The sequence below is a fragment of the Streptomyces lunaelactis genome (assembly GCF_003054555.1).
GTDB classification, from domain to species: Bacteria; Actinomycetota; Actinomycetes; order Streptomycetales; family Streptomycetaceae; genus Streptomyces; species Streptomyces lunaelactis.
In genome coordinates this window covers 1721661-1741094 of sequence record NZ_CP026304.1, presented here as the reverse complement: position 1 = coordinate 1741094, position 19434 = coordinate 1721661, and the positions used below count along the sequence as shown (strand labels likewise).

Below are 19434 nucleotides of genomic sequence, written 5' to 3'. Positions count from 1 at the left end.
TCGTGCCAGCCCTGACGGGTGTTGAACGCTTTGACGATACCTCCGCCCGCTTTCCGATGTTGATGGGTGGGTATTCCCCTGGCAGGAGGGAGAGCGCAAGGGTGAAGATCGGACACACCTCTACCGTCTTTGTGATCTAGGGGTTTCAATCACTACCCACCCAGGTAGGGTCAGGAAGCGTCCAGCTCCCCTTGGAGGAGGTGAGGACCGTGGCAGCCCACGACGACGACATCAACCGCGGCATCCGGCCGGGGCGGGGGTCTGAAGACCCAGCCGGCCAGGTTGCCTATCTCGAGCAGGAAATCGCCGTCCTGCGCCGCAAGCTCGCCGACTCTCCGCGCCATACGAGGATTCTCGAAGAGCGGATCGTCGAGCTGCAGACAAACCTGGCCGGCGTGTCCGCACAGAACGAGCGGCTCGCCAATACACTCCGTGAGGCCCGCGACCAGATCGTGGCTCTCAAGGAGGAGGTCGACCGGCTCGCACAGCCGCCGGCCGGCTTCGGTGTCTTCCTGCAGTCAAATGAGGACGGCACCTGCGACATCTTCACCGGGGGCCGCAAGCTCCGGGTGAATGTCAGCCCCAGCGTCGAGCTCGACGAGCTCCGGCGCGGCCAGGAAGTCATGCTCAACGAAGCGCTCAACGTGGTCGAGGCCATGGAGTACGAGCGTGCCGGGGACATCGTCACCCTCAAGGAGATCCTCGAGGACGGCGAGCGCGCCCTGGTGGTCGGGCACACCGACGAGGAACGGGTGGTGCGGCTCGCGGAGCCGCTGCTGGACATCACCATCCGTCCCGGCGACGCCCTGCTGCTCGAACCCCGCTCCGGCTACGTCTATGAAGTGGTGCCCAAGAGCGAGGTCGAAGAGCTCGTCCTCGAAGAGGTCCCGGACGTCGACTACGAGAAGATCGGCGGTCTGGGCGGCCAGATCGAGATGATCCGCGACGCGGTCGAGCTCCCGTACCTCCACCCGGACCTCTTCAAGGAGCACGAACTGCGGCCGCCGAAGGGCATCCTGCTCTACGGTCCGCCCGGCTGCGGCAAGACGCTCATCGCCAAGGCCGTCGCCAACTCCCTTGCCAAGAAGGTCGCCGAGGTGACCGGCCAGCCCGCGGGGAAGAGCTACTTCCTCAATATCAAGGGCCCCGAGCTCCTCAACAAGTACGTCGGCGAGACCGAGCGGCACATCCGCCTGGTCTTCCAGCGTGCCCGGGAGAAGGCGAGCGAGGGTACCCCCGTGATCGTCTTCTTCGACGAGATGGAATCCCTCTTCCGCACCCGTGGTTCCGGTGTCAGCTCGGACGTGGAGAACACCATCGTCCCGCAGCTGCTCGCCGAGATCGACGGTGTGGAGGGCCTGGAGAACGTCATCGTCATCGGCGCCTCCAACCGCGAGGACATGATCGACCCCGCGATCCTGCGGCCCGGCCGGCTCGACGTCAAGATCAAGATCGAGCGTCCGGACGCGGAGGCCGCGAAGGACATCTTCGCCAAGTACCTGACGGCTTCGCTGCCCCTGCACGGGGACGACCTCTCCGAGCACAGCGGCTCCAAGGATGCCGCCGTGCACGCGATGATCCAGTCGGTCGTCGAGCAGATGTACGCGGAGTCCGAGGAGAACCGCTTCCTCGAGGTCACGTACGCCAACGGCGACAAGGAAGTCCTGTACTTCAAGGACTTCAACTCCGGCGCGATGATTCAGAACATCGTCGACCGGGCCAAGAAGATGGCCATCAAGGCCTTCCTCGACCAGAACCAGAAGGGCCTTCGGGTCTCCCATCTCCTCCAGGCTTGCGTGGACGAGTTCAAGGAGAACGAGGACCTGCCGAACACCACCAACCCGGACGACTGGGCCCGGATCTCCGGCAAGAAGGGCGAGCGGATCGTCTTCATCCGCACCCTTGTCACCGGAAAGCAGGGCGCGGACACCGGACGTTCCATCGACACGGTGGCGAACACAGGCCAGTACCTGTAGAACGCAGACCGGCTGCGGATGCTGGGGGTCCCCCCGCCGAAGGCAGGGGGACGGGCATCCGCAGCCGGTTGCTTTCTGAGAAGGTCCGGCCATACCGGAGCAATGGCGAAATTGATCTCCCCACCAGCGCAGAGGCGTTCTAGGCTCTTCGGTACCGCCGCGTCGCGCAGTGCGGGGACGGGCACCGCACACGCACCGGAGAGACAGCGGTACTTGAGCGCCGTTCCCGGAGGGGAGCGCCGCCGGGCAAGGAGGGCCGCATGACCGTACGGCGAGTAATGGGCATCGAGACGGAGTACGGCATCTCCGTCCCGGGCCACCCGAACGCCAATGCCATGCTCACCTCGTCCCAGATCGTCAACGCCTACGCGGCGGCGATGCACAGGGCGCGGCGCGCCCGCTGGGACTTCGAGGAGGAGAATCCGCTGCGGGACGCCCGCGGCTTCGATCTCGCCCGCGAGGCCGCCGACTCCAGCCAGCTCACCGACGAGGACATCGGCCTGGCCAATGTGATCCTCACCAATGGCGCGCGGCTGTACGTCGACCATGCACACCCGGAATACAGCTCTCCGGAGGTCACCAACCCCCGTGACGCCGTGCTCTGGGACAAGGCCGGCGAGCGGATCATGGCGGAGGCCGCCGAGCGCGCGGCCCAGCTCCCCGGCGCCCAGCCGATCCATCTCTACAAGAACAACACCGACAACAAGGGCGCGTCCTACGGGACCCACGAGAACTACCTGATGAAGCGGGAGACCGCCTTCTCGGACATCGTGCGCCACCTGACGCCGTTCTTCGTCTCCCGCCAGGTCGTCACCGGCGCCGGACGGGTCGGAATCGGCCAGGACGGCCATGAGCACGGCTTCCAGATCAGCCAGCGAGCCGACTATTTCGAGGTCGAGGTCGGCCTGGAGACGACTCTCAAGCGGCCGATCATCAACACCCGCGACGAGCCCCACTCCGACGCCGAGAAGTACCGCCGGCTCCATGTGATCATCGGCGACGCGAATCTGTCCGAGATCTCGACCTATCTGAAGCTGGGCACCACGGCCCTGGTCCTCTCCATGATCGAGGACGGCTTCATCGCGGTGGACCTGGCCGTCGACCAGCCGGTGCGCACCCTGCACCAGGTCTCCCACGACCCGACCCTGAAACGTCTGGTCACGCTGCGCAGCGGCCGGACACTCACCGCGGTCCAGCTCCAGATGGAGTATTTCGAGCTGGCGCGGAAGTACGTCGAGGAGCGCTACGGCTCGGACGCCGACGAGCAGACCAGGGATGTCCTGATCCGCTGGGAGGACACGCTCAACCGGCTCGAGAACGACCCCATGAGCCTGTCCGGGGAGCTGGACTGGATCGCCAAGAAGGAGCTCATGGAGGGCTACCGGCGGCGTGACAACCTGGAGTGGGACGCGGCACGGCTGCACCTGGTGGACCTCCAGTACGCCGACGTACGGCCCGAGAAGGGCCTGTACAACCGTCTGGCGGCCCGCGGGAAGATGAAGCGGCTGCTGGACGAGCCGGCGGTCGTGCGGGCGGAGACAAAGCCGCCCGAGGACACCCGTGCGTATTTCCGCGGTCGCTGTCTGGAGCAGTACGCGGACGATGTGGCCGCGGCCTCCTGGGACTCGGTCATCTTCGATCTGCCGGGCCGTGACTCGCTGCAGCGGGTGCCAACCCTGGAGCCGCTACGCGGAACGCGTAATCACGTCAAGGAGCTCCTGGACAGGTGCCGCACCGCGGAAGACCTGGTCCGGGTGCTGTCCGGCGGCTGAAATGGTTCTCGGCCGGGAATCATCGAGGTGGTACCCGGACGTTGAGGCAAGTGCGGGGCCGATGTCGGACCCTGCTTGTAGGGTCTGATCTTGACCGAAGGAACTCACGTCAGGGCAAACCGAGCGGGGTGAGGGATATGGCGACCAAGGACACCGGCGGCGGACAGCAGAAGGCCACGCGTTCCACTGAGGAGGTCGAGGAGCAGGCGCAGGAAGCGCAGGCCTCCGAGGATCTCAAGGAGCGCCAGGAGAAGCTCTCGGACGACGTCGACTCCGTACTGGACGAGATCGACGACGTCCTCGAGGAGAACGCAGAGGATTTCGTGAGGTCCTTCGTCCAAAAGGGCGGAGAGTAGCGACCCCGAACTTTGTTGGGGGTACCCCCTGTTGTCCGTCCTCGGGCCGTCGGCGAAAGCCGTCGGCACCGGGGCGGATGACAGGCCACGGCGCGGGTAATGTCCGTGCACAGTTCGAAAGATCGGCCCGCGCCTGACATGGCGGGCCGCCGCCAATCCGGAAGGAAACGCGTGGAAGCCAACCCTCGTAGCACCGGGCGTCTGCCGGCAGCCTTCCTGACGCCCGGCTCGTCCTCGTTCATGGACTTTCTGGGTCAGCACGCGCCGGAGACACTGCCCGGCCGGCGGGTCCTGCCGCCCATCCAGGGGGCCATCGAGGCACCGCACGGCACGACCATCGTCGCGACGACGTTCCCCGGCGGTGTGGTGCTCGCCGGTGACCGCAGGGCGACCATGGGCAACATGATCGCGCAACGCGACATCGAGAAGGTCTTCCCGGCCGACGAGTACTCGGCCGTGGGCATCGCCGGCACTGCCGGCCTCGCGGTGGAGATGGTCAAGCTCTTCCAGCTGGAGCTGGAGCACTTCGAGAAGGTCGAAGGCGCCCAGCTCTCCCTGGAGGGCAAGGCCAACCGGCTCTCCACCATGATCCGCAGCAACCTCGGCATGGCCTTGCAGGGCCTGGCCGTGGTGCCGCTCTTCGCGGGATACGACGTCGACCGCGAGAAGGGCCGCATCTTCTCGTACGACGTGACGGGCGGCCGCTCCGAGGAGCACGGCTTCGCGGCGACCGGATCCGGTTCGATCTTCGCCCGTGGATCGATGAAGAAGCTCTACCGCGAAGACCTGACGGAGCAGCAGGCCATCACCCTGGTCATCCAGGCGCTGTACGACGCGGCCGACGACGACTCGGCGACCGGCGGCCCCGATGTGGCCCGGCGGATCTATCCGATCGTGACCGTCATCAGCGACGAGGGGTTCCGCAAGCTCACCGAGGCCGAGTCCTCGGAGGTCGCCCGCTCGATCCTGGAGCGACGCCTGGAACAGCCCGACGGCCCGCGCGCCGCGCTGCTCTGACGGCCCCTTCTTCCGACCGACATGCCACTGACAGAAAGGGACGGATAGCCGGTGTCGACGCCGTTCTATGTCTCACCCCAGCAGGCCATGGCCGACCGGGCGGAATACGCCCGCAAGGGCATCGCCCGTGGTCGCAGCCTCGTTGTGCTGCAGTACTCCGACGGCATTGTCTTCGTCGGTGAGAACCCGTCCCGTGCGCTGCACAAGTTCAGCGAGATCTACGACCGGATCGGCTTCGCCGCCGCCGGTAAGTACAACGAGTACGAGAACCTGCGGATCGGCGGCGTGCGCTACGCCGACCTGCGCGGATACACCTATGACCGTGACGATGTGACCGCCCGTGGTCTCGCGAATGTCTACGCCCAGACGCTGGGCACGATCTTCTCCAGCGCGGCCGAGAAGCCGTACGAGGTGGAGCTGGTCGTCGCCGAGGTCGGTGCCACTCCCGAAGGTGACCAGATCTACCGGCTGCCGCACGACGGATCGATCGTGGACGAGCACGGCTCGGTCGCGGTCGGTGGCAGCGCGGAGCAGATCAGCACCTTCCTCGACCAGCGGCACCGCGACGGGATGTCCCTCGCGGAGGCGCTGAAGCTGGCCGTACAGGCCCTGTCCAACCAGACCAACGGCAATGACCGGGAGATTCCCGCGGAGCGGCTCGAGGTGGCGGTCCTGGACCGTACGCGTCCTCAGCAGCGGAAGTTCAAGCGCATCGTCGGGCGGCAGCTGTCGCGGCTCCTTGAGGCCGACGGTGCCGCGTCGACGCCGACGGACGCGCCGTCGGACACCGAGGAGACGGAAGAGGCCGGGGAGTAGCCCCGAGTGCCGGCACGGCTGCGCCCCGGACCGCTCCGTGCGTTCCGGGGCGCAGCCGTCTGTTGCGCGTGCTCAGGGCCGCGGGGACCGTCCTGATCGGCGTCGCGCCGATCGGGACCTCGGCCGTACTCATCATGATCGTGATCGTTCCACGGCGGGTCCCACCGGCTCAAGGCCGCTGGTCACGGGCTGGATCAAGCGGGCGAGGGGGGTGCCGACGAGTCGCGTACGACGAGTCGCACCGGGAGGTCGCCCTCCGCGGGCGGGCGGCCTTCGAGGACCGCGAGCAGCGCGGACATGCCGCGCTCGCCGACCCGTTCCGCGGGCAGGCTCACGGTGGTGAGCTCGGGCTCCACGGCGGTGGCGAGCGCGAGGTCGTCGAAGCCGGTGACGGACACGTCATCGGGCACCCGCAGACCGTGTCGGCGTACGGCCTTGCAGGCCCCGGCGGCCAGGATGTCGTCGTCGCAGACGATGGCGGTGGGGCGCGGCCCGGGGCGGCTCAGCTCCCGCTCGACGGCCTCGCGGGCGGCGCCGACGTCCAGGGGCGCGGGCACGGTCCGCACGACGGCGTCGGGGACCCCGCGGAGCACCTCGTGAAGCGCGCCGGCCCGTACGTCGAAGGTCCAGGAGGTCACGGCCGAGGCGAGATGGACGAAGCGACGGTGGCCCAGTGTCAGGAGATGGTCCGTCATCTGCCGCATGCCGTCGGCGATATCGAGGTTCACGTGCGCTGCGGCGCCGGCGTCGGCCGGGTCGCTGTCGAGCATCACCAGCGGGAGGTCCGTGCCGCGGATGGCGGTGAGCGCCTCGGCGGCCATGGAGGAGGCGATCACCCCGTCGAGCGCGGCCCGAGCCGAGGCGAAGGGGTCCTTGGCGGGGCCGACGCCCTCGGGGGACGGGTAGAGGACCACGCCGAATCCGTGCTCGGCGGCGACGGTGGCCGCGCCCGCGTAGACGCGGGCGAAGAACTCGTTGGTGAGGGCCGGGACGACGAGCAGGGCGGTCCTGGTCCGCCCGAGCCGCAGATTGCGGGCGGCGAGATTCGGCCGGTATCCGAGCTCGCGCGCGGCGTCCCGCACAGTCTCGGCGGTGCGCTCGGAGACCCTGCCGCGCCACTTGTCCCCGAGGACGAGCGACACGGTGGCCTGCGAGACCCCGGCAACCCGTGCGACATCCCGGCTGGTGGGCCGTGAGATCCCGCCGTCGCCCCGGGAGGGCGGGACGATGCGGTCCGCCGCGGGCCCGGGCCGCTGCCCCGGCTCCGCGGGCCGGTCCTGGTGGGACCCGTGTGACATGGATGCCGTCCTCAGCCGCTCGTCCGGAAAAGCCTGCACATCTTCGGTAGACCTGCGGGCTGCCGACATGGTACGTATGACCGAGCACGTTATACGTAAAACCTCGGCCCGCCGGGGGAGAGAGGCAGATCATGGGCGCGGGAGCCACCGGCTACGCAGAGATACTCAAGGCGCCGCACGCCACACGGCTGCTCACCGGCACCCTTGTGGGGCGGCTGCCGAACGCCACCGCCCATATCGCCATCGTCCTGTTCACCCGCGCCGAAGGCGGCAGTTACACCCTCGCCGGCGTGCTCGCCGCCGTGTACGGGCTGGCGACCGCGATAGGCCAGCCGCTCCTCGGCCGCGCCGTGGACCTGTACGGACAGCCCCGCGTGCAGCTCCCCGCCGCCGTCGTCTCCGCCCTCGGCATGGCCCTCCTCGCCGCCGTGGGCACCGGCTCGCTGCCCGCCGCCTTCGCCGCCGTGGTCGTCGCGGGCCTGTTCACCCCGCCCCTCGAAGGCGGACTGCGAGCCCTGTGGCCCAGCGTTCTCGGCCGTGAGGACCGGGTGCACCGGGCGTACGCCATGGACGCCGTGGCCCAGGAAGTCATGTTCACGGTCGGCCCGTTGCTGGTCACCGTGCTCGTCTCGCTCTGGTCGCCCGCCGCCGCCCTGCTCGTCATCAACGCGATCGGCGTGCTCGGCGCGCTCTCCGTCGTACTCTCCGAGCCGTCCCGCGCCTGGCGCTCCGCGCCCCGTGAGGCCCACTGGCTGGGCGCTCTGCGCTCGCCCGGGCTGCTCGCGCTCCTCGGCGCGTTCTTCTTCGTCGGCCTCGCGCTCGGCTCGATCACCGTCGCCGGAGTCGCGTACGCCGACGACCACGGCCGCGAGGCGGTGTACGGCTGGCTGATGGCCGCCCTCGGCCTTGGCGCGCTCCTCGGTGGCACGTTCTACGGCGCCAGGCAGTGGGCCGGAGCCCCCGAGCGCCGGCTGCTCGTCATCGTCGCCCTGCTCGCGCTCGGCTATCTGCCGCTCGCGCTCACCCCCGGCGTGGTCGCGATGACCGCCCTCTCCGCCGTCGCGGGCGTCTTCCTCGCGCCCGCGATCGCCTGCGCCTTCATCGTCGTCGACCGGCACGCCCCGAGGGGCACCGTCACCGAGGCGTTCTCCTGGCTCGTCACGACCTTCGGCGTCGGCGCGGCGGCCGGCACCGCCGTCGCGGGACCGGCCGTGGAGCTCGGAGGGACCGCCTGGAGCTTCGCCGTCGCCGGAGCCGGAGGCATCGCCGCGCTACTGGTTCTGACAGCCACTCAGCGGGTCCTCGCAGTTCCCGGCCGTACCAAGGACATTGCGGGCGCAATCACGGGCTCCATCACGGTCTCATCGGAAAATGATCGAAACGGTGCTGCCGAACCCGGTTTCAGCTCAGGCCGTGAGGCGTAATGTTCAGACATGGACCGCCGCATTTTCGGGCTGGAGAACGAGTACGGCGTCACGTGCACGTTCAGGGGACAGCGCCGACTGTCACCTGACGAAGTGGCGCGCTACCTCTTCCGCCGTGTTGTCTCATGGGGCCGCAGCAGCAATGTCTTCCTGCGGAACGGCGCCCGCCTCTACCTCGACGTGGGTTCGCATCCGGAATATGCAACTCCCGAATGCGACAACGTGACCGAACTGGTCACGCACGACAAGGCCGGCGAGCGCATTCTCGAAGGCCTGCTCGTCGACGCCGAACGCCGCCTGCACGAGGAGGGAATCGCGGGCGACGTCTATCTCTTCAAGAACAACACCGACTCGGCGGGAAACTCCTACGGCTGCCACGAGAACTATCTCGTCGCCCGCCACGGAGAGTTCTCCCGGCTCGCGGACATCCTCATCCCGTTCCTGGTCACCCGTCAGCTGCTGTGCGGCGCGGGCAAGGTGCTGCAGACCCCGCGCGGCGCGGTCTACTGCGTCAGCCAGCGCGCCGAGCACATCTGGGAGGGCGTCAGCTCTGCCACCACCCGCTCGCGCCCGATCATCAACACCCGCGACGAACCGCACGCGGACGCGGAGCGCTACCGCCGTCTCCACGTCATCGTCGGCGACTCGAACATGTCCGAGACGACCATGCTGCTCAAGGTCGGCGCGACCGATCTCGTACTGCGCATGATCGAGGCGGGCACCGTGATGCGGGATCTGACCCTGGAGAACCCGATCCGGGCGATCCGCGAGGTCAGCCACGACATCACCGGACAGCGCAAGGTGCGTCTGGCCAGCGGACGCGAGGCGTCCGCCCTCGAGGTGCAGCGTGAGTACTACGAGAAGGCCGTGGACTTCGTCGAGCGGCGCGGAATCCGCACCGGCACGGTCGAGCAGGTCCTGGAGCTCTGGGGCCGCACGCTGGACGCGATCGACGCGGAGGACCTCGACCGGATCGGCACCGAGATCGACTGGGTGATGAAGTACAAGCTCATCGAGCGGTACCGGGCCAAGCACAACATGACCATGTCGCACCCGCGGGTCGCGCAGATAGACCTCGCCTACCACGACATCCACCGCAGGCGCGGGCTGTACTACCTCCTGGAGCGCAAGGGGCAGGCAGCCCGGATCTGCAACGACCTGAAGATCTTCGAGGGCAAGTCGGTGCCCCCGCAGACCACCAGGGCGCGGTTGCGCGGTGACTTCATCCGCCGGGCGCAGGAGCAGAGGCGGGACTTCACCGTCGACTGGGTGCACCTCAAGCTGAACGACCAGGCGCAGCGCACCGTGTTGTGCAAGGACCCGTTCCGGTCGGTCGACGACAGGGTGGAGAAGCTCATCGCCGGTATGTAGCCACCAGCCGGTGGAACGCCACTCGGGCCCCGTACGTTCATCGTGCGGGGCCCTTGGCACGCCCCAGGGGGGTCCCCGGCCGATCCGGCCTGATCAACCGGACACCCCCTAGAGTGTCGGGAACTACTGTGCCGTCTGAGATCTGAGGAACACGTGCGCCGACTTGCCGGCCTTCTCGTCGTCCCCTTGCTGCTGCTGACAGCGGCGTGCGGCAGCGACGACAAGGGCTCCGACTCCAATTCCAAGAACGGACTGCCCGCGATCACCGCCGGCGCCAAGTTCGGCGAGAAGCCGACTCTGGCGAAGGGTGAGGGTGATCCGCCCAAGGAGCTGAAGGTCGAGGTCATCAGCAAGGGCGACGGCGCTACGACCAAGAAGGGTGATGCCCTTCAGGTCAATTACCTCGGGCAGACGTGGGTTTCGGACAAGCCCTTCGACAACAGCTTCGACAAGAAGCAGCCGCTCGACCTCACCCTCGGTGCCGGCAGCGTCATCCCGGGCTGGGAGAAGGGCCTCGAGGGCCAGAAGGTCGGCAGCCGCGTCGAGATGTCCATCCCGCCGGAGCTCGGTTACGGGGATCAGGCCAAGGGCGAGGAGATCCCGGCCAATTCCACGCTGGTCTTCGTCGTCGACATCCTGAAGGCGACCACCATCCCGGTGTCCGCCACGGGCACCCAGGTCGCGCAGGACAATATCGACCTGCCGAAGGTGGGCATCAACACCGACGGCAAGGCCCCTTCGGTCACCTTCCCCAAGGAGTCCGGCCCGCCGAAGAAGCTCGTCTCCAACTACGTCATCGAGGGCAAGGGCGGGGTGCTCACGGCGAAGGACTCCGTCGTCGTGAAGTACGAGGCCTACCTCTGGGCCGGCGGCAAGAAGTTCGACAGCACCTACCAGGCGGGCAAGACCCAGACCTTCCCGCTGGAGCAGGTGACGCTCAAGGGCCTCAAGGACGGCCTTGTCGGCAAGAAGGTCGGCAGCCGTGTGCTGCTGGTCATCCCGCCGGACCAGGCATTCGGCGCCAAGGAACAGCAGGGCATCCCGAAGAACTCCACGCTGGTGTTCGCCGTGGACCTTCTGACAAAGGTGTAAGACTGTCCAGGTTGCCCCGTTCATCATTTAGAGGAGCAGTTCAGTGAGCATCGAGAAGCCCGAGATCGACTTCCCGGGTGGCGAGCCGCCGGCCGACCTGGAGATCAAGGACATCTGGGAGGGCGAGGGCCCGGTGGCCAAGGCGGGCGACACCGTCTCCGTCCACTACGTGGGCGTGGCCTTCTCCACCGGCGAGGAGTTCGACGCGTCGTGGAACCGCGGCACCCCGCTGCAGTTCCAGCTCGGTGTCGGTCAGGTCATCTCCGGCTGGGACAAGGGCGTGCAGGGCATGAAGGTCGGCGGCCGCCGGCAGCTGACCATCCCCGCGCACCTCGCCTACGGCGACCGTGGCGCCGGTGGCGGCTCCATCGCGCCGGGCGAGACGCTGATCTTCGTCTGCGACCTGGTCGCTGTCTGAGTCCGATCGCTGCACAGCGTGACGAGGGCCCATGCCTGGCATGGGCCCTCGGCTTTTGCCCCGACACCCCGGAGCGGTACGGTCAGCGGGCAGAAGTGACTTCGGCTGGAGGGTGTAGGGCTTCGATGGCCATTGCCAAGGCCGAGCGGTTGATGAATCTGGCGCTGTGCCTGCTGGGGACCCGGCGCCCGCTCAGCAAGCGCGAGCTGCGCGGGTCCATCGAGGCCTACCTCGAAGCCGGCTCCGACGACTCCTTCAACCGGATGTTCGAGCGCGACAAGGACGATCTGCGCGAACTCGGCCTGGTCATCGAGACGGTGGAGAACCTCGACGGCGAAACCGGCTACCTCGCCCGGCGCGACTCCAACCGGCTTCCCGCGATCACGCTGGACGCCGAGGAGGCTGCCGCCCTCGGCCTCGCCGCCAAGGTCTGGCAGCAGGCACGGCTGGCCGGGGCCGCCAGCGGTGCCCTGCAGAAGCTGCGCGCGGCCGGGATGCCCGAGGCCGAGGATTCGTACGAGGCCCACCACAGTGCCCTCGAGCCGCGCATCCCGGTCCATGAGGCCGCCTTCGAACCGCTGATGCTCGCCTGCCGCGACCGCCGCGCGGTCGTCTTCGACTACCGCAAGGCGAACGCCGCCCGCCCCGGGCAGCGCCATGTCGAACCGTGGACGCTCGAGTGCTGGCGCGGCCATTGGTATCTGGCGGGCTGGGACCGGGACCGGGGCGCCGAGCGGGTCTTCCGGCTCTCCCGTATCACCGGCCGGGTCCGCTCCCGCACCGGCTCCTTCACCGCGCCCGTGCCCGATGTCGTCACCGTCCGGGAGACCGTGGAGAGCTGGGCGGGCGAGACCGCGACCCGCTCCGCGCGCATCCGGCTCCGTGAGGGCTGCGGCTATCCGCTCCGCTCACGAGCACAGTCCATACGGGAACTGGGGGACGGCTGGGAGGAGTTGGAGATTCCGTACGGACACGGTCTGGACGCCTGGCTCGTGGAGTTCGGCCCGGACGTCGTCGTACTGGAGCCCGCGGACCTGCGGGCCGATGTCGTGGACCGGCTTCGTGCCGTGGCCAAGGGCTGAGGGGGACTCGTACAACCATGGCCGCCAACGCCATTGACCAGACCCGGCGGATGCTCTCGCTGGTGACCTATCTGCGCGAGCGACCCGGCGCGCGCGTCGGCGATGTCGCCCGCGCTTTCGGGATCACCGAGGACGAGCTGATCTCCGACCTCGACGTACTGCCGATGTGCGGGACCAGCTTCCGCGGCGGCGATCTGCTCGACATCGACACCGACGGTGACCGCATCTGGTGGCACAACCCCGACGATGTCGCCGAGCCGCTGCGGCTCGCGGCCGACGAGGCGACCGCCCTGCTGGTGGCCGCCCGTGCCGTCGCCACGCTGCCGGGGCTGCGCGAGAGCGACCGCGAGGCGCTGCTGCGGGCCACCGCCAAGCTGGAGGCCGCGGCAGGAGATGCGGCCGGCGCGAGCTCGCGGCTCTCGGTCACCTTCGAGTCCGAGGGCGGCGTCTTCGCCGAAGTGGACCGGGCGATCTCGGAGCGCCGCCGGCTGTGGCTGAAGTACTACTCGCCCGCGCGCGACGAGCTCACCGAGCGCGAGGTAGACCCGATCCGGCTCTTCGCGGTGGGCCACACGTATATGGAGGCCTGGTGCCGCCTCTCCGAGGCGCGCAGGACCTTCCGGCTCGACCGGGTGGCGGAGATCAGGCTGCTCGACGCGCCCGCCGCACCGCCCGAGGTCGAGCTGCGGGACCTGTCGGAGGGGCTGGTGCAGCCTTCCGCGGACGATCCGGAGGTCGTGGTCGAGGTCGGCCCCGGCGGACGCTGGGTCGCCGAGTACTACCCGCACGACAGCGCGGAGGAGCTGCCGGAGGGCGGCCTGCGCATCACCTTGCGTACGCCCGCTCCCGCTTCGCTGCGCCGGCTGGCGCTGCGGCTGGGGCGGGACGGGCGGATCGTCTCGCCGCAGGACCTGGCGGACAGTGCCCGGCTGGCGGCGCGCGAGGCGCTCACGGCCTATGACAGCCAGGAATAGGGAGATTCGCGCTACATGTCGCTGATGTCTGGAATCCCGGCCCAGGTGGGGCCGGTCCTCTTCAAGGCCGCGTGCCCCGAGTGCCAGGGCCGCTTCGAGCTCTCGGCGGGGTCGCTGCGCCTGGCGATCGGCGCCAGTCGCCGCACCACCTTCTACTCCTTCACCTGCCCCGAGTGCGAGAGGGCCGTCCGCAAGCCGGCGGGGGAGCGCATCATCGAACTCCTCACCGGCGGCGGGGTGCGGACGCTGCGCCTCCACTCCACCGTCTAGAACGGTCTAGGCTCTGCGCATGTTCTGGCCCATGCTCGCCATCGCCCTCGGCTTCCTCGGGATCGCCGTGCTGGGCATCCTCGGTATCCGGGTCTTCATCGAGGCCCAGCGGCTGGGCCGCGAGGTGACCCGCACGACGGAGCGGATCAACCGTGCGGCCGAGGACCTGGAGAAGGCGGCGACGGATCTGGCCCGCACCGGCGAGGCGCTGCGCTAGGAGATCAGGGTGCGCCCTGGGGGGCCGGAGCCCTGAGCGGTACGCTGCTGGTCGCGCCCCAGGTAGGGCGGGCGCGGGCTGCAATGGTGCGTATGCACGGGCATTGCCCTGTGTTTACTCCTGCGGGTTACGATCGCTGATAGCGCGGTGGCCAGACATGTGTCCGGCACTCGGGCATCAGACTCCATGTCGCCTCGGTGAAGAAGGTAAACAGTTATGGGTAAAATCGGCCCCACCGAGATCATCCTCATCCTCCTCGTTGTCGTCCTACTGTTCGGCGCCAAGAAGCTTCCGGACATGGCCCGTTCGCTGGGCAAGTCGGCCCGGATCCTCAAGAGCGAGGCCAAGGCCATGAAGTCCGACGACACGAAGAGTGCCGCGCCGGCCGACCCGCCGCAGCCGGACGCCACCCAGGACCAGGCCGCGCCGCGCACGATCCAGGCCGCTCCCGGTGATGTGACCAGCTCACGTCCCGTGACCGAGCCGACCGACTCGACCAAGCGCTGACCCTGGGCCGCCGCAGGCACCGAAAACGGTGACGGCCTGCCGCACGAGATGAGGACGTGGGTTGCTCAAGTCTGCCCGCAAGCAGGAGAAGGACCCCGAGGGGCGTATGCCTCTCGTGGAGCACCTGCGAGAGCTTCGCAACCGGCTCGCCAAGGGTTTGCTCGCCATCATGGCGGTCACGATTGTGGCCCTCGTGTACAGCGAGCAGCTCATGCAGTTCCTGACGGAGTCGGTGCCCAAATGTGCGCCGGGCGTCACGAGTGACGGCGGCAACTGCGCGATCGTCTCCTTCAACACGCTGATCGCGCCCTTCAGCACGACGATCCAGCTGAGCTTGACGACCGGCCTCGTCGTCGCGAGCCCGGTCTGGCTGTACCAGCTCTGGGCCTTCGTCGCACCAGGACTGCACAGGAACGAGAAGAAGTACACATACGCCTTCGTGGGCGCGGCTGTGCCGCTGTTCTCCGCCGGTGCGTACCTTGCCTACCTCATCCTGCCTATCAGCGTGAAGGTCCTGATCAGCCTTACACCGCAGGGCTCGGCGAACATCCTCTCGCTGGGCGATGTCCTCGACTTCACCCTGCGGATGGTGCTCGTCTTCGGGCTCGCCTTCGAGCTGCCTCTCGTGCTGGTGATGCTCAACCTCACGGGCGTCCTCAGCGGTAAGCGCATGGCCCGGTGGTGGCGCGCGGTCATCATGGGTGTCTTCGTCTTCGGTGCCGTGATCACCCCGACGACGGACCCGATCGGCATGATCGCGCTGGCCGGGCCGATCACCCTCCTCTACCTCATGGCCGTCGGCTTCTCGCTCCTGAACGACAGGCGTCGGCGCCGCAAGGACCCGGACGCGGAGCTGGACGACGACGAGGCCTCCGACATCGATCTGACCCCCGAGGCGGTGGGCGAAGTCGAGCCCGTCCTGGCCTCGGGCTCCGTGCCCGAGCAGGCGGACGGCAACCGTTCGAACCGGCTCAACGGTTACGACGACGTCACCTGACCTTGTAAGGCCTGCGGCGTGACCAGCGAGATCACCGTCTTCGTCAATCCCGCCGCAGGACGCGGCCGCGGCGCGCACGCCGCGCAGCCGGCCGAGTGTGTGCCGGGCGCCGTGCGGGTGCTCGCTCCGGTACGTGCCCCGGTCAATTAAAGATCGCGCCCACTGTCAGAGGCGGCGGGTAGGCTCGTGAGCAAGATGACCGAGGACCTCTCTCCCGCTGAGCGCTACGCCGCTGCCCGTGTTCGCGCCGCTGACGAGGCCACCGCGCTGGCCCCTTTCCGAGCGCTGTACGAATTCGATCTGGACCCCTTCCAGATCGAAGCCTGTCAGGCCCTGGAAGCGGGCAAGGGCGTGCTTGTCGCCGCGCCCACCGGTTCGGGCAAGACCATCGTCGGCGAATTCGCCGTCCACCTGGCCCTTCAGCAGGGCCGTAAGTGCTTCTACACCACGCCCATCAAGGCCCTGTCCAACCAGAAGTACACCGACCTGGCCAAGCGTTACGGCGCGGACAAGGTCGGCCTGCTCACCGGGGACAACAGCATCAACTCCGAGGCGCCGGTGGTCGTGATGACCACCGAAGTGCTGCGCAACATGCTCTACGCGGGCTCGCAGTCACTGCTCGGACTCGGCTATGTGGTCATGGACGAGGTGCACTACCTCTCCGACCGCTTCCGCGGAGCCGTGTGGGAGGAAGTGATCATTCACCTCCCCGAGTCGGTGACCCTGGTGTCGCTCTCCGCGACCGTGTCCAACGCCGAGGAGTTCGGTGACTGGCTGGACACCGTCCGCGGCGACACCGAAGTGATCGTCTCCGAACACCGGCCCGTGCCGCTGTGGCAGCACGTCATGGCCGGCCGCCGGATGTACGACGTCTTCGAGGAGGAGACCGACCACGGCGGCCGCGGCTCCGGCCGGCGCGAGGTCAACCCCGACCTCGTACGCCTGGCGCGCATGGAGAACCAGCGCACGTACAACCCCAAGGACCGCCGCCGCGGAAAGATGGTGCGCGAGGCCGACCGGGAGCGCGAGCGGCGCCAGCGCGGCCGGATCTGGACGCCCGGACGGCCCGAGGTCATCGAGCGGCTCGACGCGGACGGGCTGCTGCCGGCGATCACCTTCATCTTCAGCCGGGCAGGCTGCGAGGCCGCCGTACAGCAGTGCATGTACGCCGGGCTCAGGCTCAACGACGAGGACGCGCGCCAGCGGGTGCGCGAGATCGTCGAGGAGCGGACCGCGTCCATCCCCGGCGAGGATCTGCATGTCCTGGGCTACTACGAGTGGTTGGAAGGCCTGGAGCGCGGCATCGCCGCGCACCACGCGGGCATGCTGCCGACCTTCAAGGAGGTCGTCGAGGAGCTCTTCGTACGCGGCCTGGTGAAGGCCGTCTTCGCCACCGAGACGCTCGCGCTCGGCATCAACATGCCTGCCCGCTCAGTGGTGTTGGAGAAGCTCGTCAAGTGGAACGGCGAGCAGCACGCCGACATCACCCCCGGTGAGTACACCCAGCTCACCGGCCGGGCCGGACGGCGCGGCATCGATGTCGAGGGCCATGCGGTGGTGTTGTGGCAGCGGGGCATGGACCCGGTCGCGCTCGCGGGTCTCGCGGGCACCCGTACGTACCCCCTGCGCTCCAGCTTCAGGCCCTCGTACAACATGGCCGTCAATCTGGTGCAGCAGTTCGGGCGGCACCGCTCGCGCGAGCTGCTCGAGACGTCGTTCGCGCAATTCCAGGCGGACAAGTCGGTCGTCGGCATATCCCGCCAGGTGCAGAGGAACGAAGAGGGGCTCGAGGGCTACCGCGAGGGCATGACCTGCCACCTGGGGGACTTCGAGGAGTACGCGCGGCTGCGCCGCGAGCTCAAGGACCGCGAGACCGAACTGGCCAAGCAGGGCGTCGCGCAGCGGCGGGCCGCCGCGGCCGCGTCGCTGGAGAAGCTGAAGCCCGGCGACATCATCCATGTCCCGACGGGCAAGTTCGCCGGTCTCGCGCTGGTGCTCGACCCGGGGATCCCGGCCGGACGCAGCAATGGACACCGTGGTTTCGAGCAGCACGACGGGCCGCGCCCGCTCGTGCTGACCTCCGAGCGGCAGGTCAAGCGGCTGGCGTCGATGGACTTCCCGGTGCCGGTCGAGCCGCTGGAGCGGATGCGGATCCCGAAGTCCTTCAATCCGCGCTCGCCGCAGTCCCGTCGCGATCTCGCTTCCGCGCTGCGCACGAAGGCCGGACACATCGAGCCCGAACGGCACCGCAAGGGGCGTGCCGCCGCCGCCGACGACCGCGAGATCGCCCGGCTGCGTACAGAATTGCGCGCGCACCCCTGCCACGGCTGTGACGAGCGTGAGGACCATGCGCGCTGGGCCGAGCGGTACCACCGGCTGCAGCGTGACACCCAGCAGTTGGAGCGGCGCATCGAGGGCCGTACGAACACCATCGCCCGCACCTTCGACCGGATCGTGGCGCTGCTGACCGAGCTGGACTATCTGCGCGTCGACGAGGTCACCGAGCACGGCAGGCGGCTCGCGCGGCTGTACGGCGAGCTGGATCTGCTGGCGAGCGAATGCCTGCGCGACGGTGTGTGGGAGGGGCTCAGCCCGGCCGAACTGGCCGCGTGCGTCTCGGCCTTGGTGTACGAGGCGCGGCAGTCGGACGATGCGGTCGCGCCCAAGGTCCCGGCGGGGAAGGCGAAGACCGCACTGGGCGAGATGGTCCACATCTGGGGCCGGCTCGACGCCCTGGAGGAAGAGTTCAAGATCAACCAGGCGGAGGGCGTCGGACAGCGCGAACCCGACCTCGGCTTCGCCTGGGCGGCGTATCAGTGGGCCTCCGACCGGGGCCTGGACGAGGTGCTGCGCGAGGCGGAGATGCCGGCCGGCGACTTCGTCCGCTGGTGCAAGCAAGTGATCGATGTGCTCGGGCAGATCGCGGCGGCGGCGCCGCGTGAGGGCAGCACGGTCGCGAAGAACGCCCGCAAGGCGGTCGACGCGCTGCTGCGGGGTGTGGTGGCGTACAGCTCGGTCGGCTGACCGGCACCGTGCGTGTGATGGCCCCGTTCACCGCCTTCGGTAGGTGAACGGGGCCATCGGCATCCGGGGGCCTCTGGAAGTCAGCTCCAGAACGTGTCTTCCTCGTCGATGTCCTCGGTGCACTGGTCGATGTCGGTGATCTTGCCGCCGACGATCGTGAAGAAGAGTCCCTCGCGGATCTCGATACCGCGGTCGCCCCGGTCGGCCCGGACCGTGTGGAAGGACATCACATGCCCGCGCCCGTCGGCCATGACTGCTTCGAGCTCGACCTGCATCGTGCCGTTGGTCTCCTCGCCCAGGCGCTGGTACAGCCCGAGAACGGCGTCGCGTCCCTTGTGGTGTCCGGAGAGCGGGTTGCTTCCGGGTACGTGATGGACGACGTCCGCCGTCATCAGGGAGCCGAGTGCCTCCATGTCACCGGTTCCGAACGCTGCGTAGCCCCGGCGTATCAGGGCGCTGTCCGGGTGTTCAGCCATCGCGAATCACACCTTCCGTCCCTATGATCCCGTCTTCTGTCCATCTTCCGCCGGGTGCGGAGGGCTGTCCACGCAGGGGCAGCGCCTGGGCGACGGTCTCGGGGGTGCCGACCAGTGCCGTCGAATTGCCCGCGCCGCCCGTTTCGGCGGCGGTCGGGGTCCACAGCGCACGGTCCTGGCGCTCGCCCTGCGCGGCGAAGGCCGGGTACGAGACGTTGGGGCGCTGCGCGACCAGGATCTGGAGCCTGTCGGTGCGGGCCGCGATGTACGCGGCGGCGGGGGAGGGGTCGGGCGATCCTGAGCCGTAAGGGGCGACACGAGGCGGACCACACTCGACCGAAGTCGAT

19 protein-coding genes and 1 pseudogene are annotated in these 19434 nt (G+C 68.5%); 17 read left to right on the top strand and 3 right to left on the bottom strand.

Features of this window, described 5'->3' with window-relative positions; all coding sequences use genetic code 11:
* Positions 1–209: 209 nt before the first annotated feature.
* The 5 genes from arc to prcA all read left to right on the top strand — a co-directional run bounded on the left by arc (position 210) and on the right by prcA (position 5937).
* Complete coding sequence (arc, locus tag SLUN_RS07700; protein ID WP_108147783.1) at positions 210–1976, top strand: proteasome ATPase; 1767 nt, start codon at positions 210–212, stop codon at positions 1974–1976.
* A gap of 260 nt (positions 1977–2236) precedes the next feature.
* Positions 2237–3748 carry a depupylase/deamidase Dop gene (gene dop / locus SLUN_RS07695; protein ID WP_179955288.1) on the top strand — a complete coding sequence of 504 codons (1512 nt, stop codon included), beginning with the start codon at positions 2237–2239 and terminating at the stop codon, positions 3746–3748.
* 137 nt (positions 3749–3885) lie between these two features.
* Positions 3886–4104: a ubiquitin-like protein Pup gene (locus tag SLUN_RS07690; protein WP_108147781.1), complete on the top strand. Its 219-nt coding sequence runs from the start codon at positions 3886–3888 to the stop codon at positions 4102–4104.
* Between the two features lie 171 nt (positions 4105–4275).
* Positions 4276–5121: a proteasome subunit beta gene (prcB, locus tag SLUN_RS07685; protein ID WP_108147780.1), complete on the top strand. Its 846-nt coding sequence runs from the start codon at positions 4276–4278 to the stop codon at positions 5119–5121.
* 51 nt (positions 5122–5172) lie between these two features.
* Positions 5173–5937: a proteasome subunit alpha gene (prcA, locus tag SLUN_RS07680; RefSeq protein WP_108147779.1), complete on the top strand. Its 765-nt coding sequence runs from the start codon at positions 5173–5175 to the stop codon at positions 5935–5937.
* A 194-nt stretch (positions 5938–6131) separates the two neighbouring features.
* Here prcA and SLUN_RS07675 read toward each other — a convergent pair whose 3' ends face one another.
* Positions 6132–7235: a LacI family DNA-binding transcriptional regulator gene (locus tag SLUN_RS07675; RefSeq protein WP_108147778.1), complete on the bottom strand. Its 1104-nt coding sequence runs from the start codon at positions 7233–7235 to the stop codon at positions 6132–6134.
* A 131-nt stretch (positions 7236–7366) separates the two neighbouring features.
* On the opposite strand from SLUN_RS07675, the gene SLUN_RS07670 reads away from it, so the two are divergent.
* From SLUN_RS07670 to SLUN_RS07620, 12 genes are all read left to right on the top strand, one after another.
* A complete protein-coding gene (locus SLUN_RS07670; protein ID WP_108147777.1) occupies positions 7367–8659 on the top strand; it encodes an MFS transporter in 1293 nt (430 codons plus the stop codon).
* Positions 8660–8668: 9 nt separating this feature from the next.
* Positions 8669–10030, top strand: coding sequence for a Pup--protein ligase (pafA, locus tag SLUN_RS07665; protein ID WP_108147776.1), 1362 nt, complete (start codon positions 8669–8671; stop codon positions 10028–10030).
* 153 nt (positions 10031–10183) lie between these two features.
* Entirely contained in the window at positions 10184–11122 is a 939-nt protein-coding gene (locus tag SLUN_RS07660; protein WP_108147775.1) for an FKBP-type peptidyl-prolyl cis-trans isomerase, read from the top strand.
* A 43-nt stretch (positions 11123–11165) separates the two neighbouring features.
* The gene (locus SLUN_RS07655) at positions 11166–11540 is read left to right on the top strand and encodes an FKBP-type peptidyl-prolyl cis-trans isomerase (RefSeq protein ID WP_108147774.1); all 375 of its coding nucleotides are present in this window, start codon (positions 11166–11168) and stop codon (positions 11538–11540) included.
* Positions 11541–11665: 125 nt separating this feature from the next.
* A complete protein-coding gene (locus SLUN_RS07650) occupies positions 11666–12622 on the top strand; it encodes a helix-turn-helix transcriptional regulator (RefSeq protein ID WP_108147773.1) in 957 nt (318 codons plus the stop codon).
* Between the two features lie 17 nt (positions 12623–12639).
* Positions 12640–13596, top strand: coding sequence for a helix-turn-helix transcriptional regulator (locus SLUN_RS07645; RefSeq protein ID WP_108147772.1), 957 nt, complete (start codon positions 12640–12642; stop codon positions 13594–13596).
* Positions 13597–13611: 15 nt separating this feature from the next.
* On the top strand, positions 13612–13866 hold the full coding sequence (locus SLUN_RS07640) for a hypothetical protein (protein WP_108147771.1): 255 nt from the start codon (positions 13612–13614) through the stop codon (positions 13864–13866).
* Positions 13867–13885: 19 nt separating this feature from the next.
* A complete protein-coding gene (locus tag SLUN_RS07635) occupies positions 13886–14083 on the top strand; it encodes a hypothetical protein (RefSeq protein WP_108147770.1) in 198 nt (65 codons plus the stop codon).
* A 216-nt stretch (positions 14084–14299) separates the two neighbouring features.
* Positions 14300–14590 (top strand): Sec-independent protein translocase subunit TatA, encoded by a 291-nt coding sequence (gene tatA / locus SLUN_RS07630; RefSeq protein ID WP_108147769.1) that lies wholly within the window; start codon positions 14300–14302, stop codon positions 14588–14590.
* Positions 14591–14651: 61 nt separating this feature from the next.
* Positions 14652–15587: a twin-arginine translocase subunit TatC gene (gene tatC / locus SLUN_RS07625; protein WP_108147768.1), complete on the top strand. Its 936-nt coding sequence runs from the start codon at positions 14652–14654 to the stop codon at positions 15585–15587.
* An 18-nt stretch (positions 15588–15605) separates the two neighbouring features.
* A complete protein-coding gene (locus SLUN_RS41010; protein WP_257153965.1) occupies positions 15606–15737 on the top strand; it encodes a hypothetical protein in 132 nt (43 codons plus the stop codon).
* Positions 15738–15782: 45 nt separating this feature from the next.
* Positions 15783–18611, top strand: a complete 2829-nt coding sequence (locus SLUN_RS07620) for a DEAD/DEAH box helicase (protein ID WP_108147767.1) — start codon at positions 15783–15785, stop codon at positions 18609–18611.
* Between the two features lie 80 nt (positions 18612–18691).
* On the opposite strand, the gene SLUN_RS07615 is transcribed toward SLUN_RS07620, so the two are convergent.
* Both SLUN_RS07615 and SLUN_RS40285 read right to left on the bottom strand, forming a co-directional pair.
* Complete coding sequence (locus tag SLUN_RS07615; RefSeq protein ID WP_108147766.1) at positions 18692–19087, bottom strand: nuclear transport factor 2 family protein; 396 nt, start codon at positions 19085–19087, stop codon at positions 18692–18694.
* 79 nt (positions 19088–19166) lie between these two features.
* Positions 19167–19289, bottom strand: a pseudogene (locus SLUN_RS40285) (LLM class flavin-dependent oxidoreductase); the annotation flags it as partial.
* Positions 19290–19434: the final 145 nt, after the last annotated feature.

Bases quoted from the DNA above. Each gene is read 5' to 3' on its own strand.
- dop (WP_179955288.1), top strand. From the start codon at position 2,237: ATGACCGTACGGCGAGTAATGGGCATCGAGACGGAGTACGGCATCTCC.
- pafA (WP_108147776.1), top strand. From the start codon at position 8,669: ATGGACCGCCGCATTTTCGGGCTGGAGAACGAGTACGGCGTCACGTGC.
- SLUN_RS07675 (WP_108147778.1), bottom strand. From the start codon at position 7,235: ATGTCACACGGGTCCCACCAGGACCGGCCCGCGGAGCCGGGGCAGCGG.
- SLUN_RS07635 (WP_108147770.1), top strand. From the start codon at position 13,886: ATGTTCTGGCCCATGCTCGCCATCGCCCTCGGCTTCCTCGGGATCGCC.
- SLUN_RS07620 (WP_108147767.1), top strand. From the start codon at position 15,783: ATGACCGAGGACCTCTCTCCCGCTGAGCGCTACGCCGCTGCCCGTGTT.
- SLUN_RS07640 (WP_108147771.1), top strand. From the start codon at position 13,612: ATGTCGCTGATGTCTGGAATCCCGGCCCAGGTGGGGCCGGTCCTCTTC.
- tatA (WP_108147769.1), top strand. From the start codon at position 14,300: ATGGGTAAAATCGGCCCCACCGAGATCATCCTCATCCTCCTCGTTGTC.
- SLUN_RS07690 (WP_108147781.1), top strand. From the start codon at position 3,886: ATGGCGACCAAGGACACCGGCGGCGGACAGCAGAAGGCCACGCGTTCC.
- SLUN_RS07670 (WP_108147777.1), top strand. From the start codon at position 7,367: ATGGGCGCGGGAGCCACCGGCTACGCAGAGATACTCAAGGCGCCGCAC.
- SLUN_RS07615 (WP_108147766.1), bottom strand. From the start codon at position 19,087: ATGGCTGAACACCCGGACAGCGCCCTGATACGCCGGGGCTACGCAGCG.
- SLUN_RS07650 (WP_108147773.1), top strand. From the start codon at position 11,666: ATGGCCATTGCCAAGGCCGAGCGGTTGATGAATCTGGCGCTGTGCCTG.
- SLUN_RS07645 (WP_108147772.1), top strand. From the start codon at position 12,640: ATGGCCGCCAACGCCATTGACCAGACCCGGCGGATGCTCTCGCTGGTG.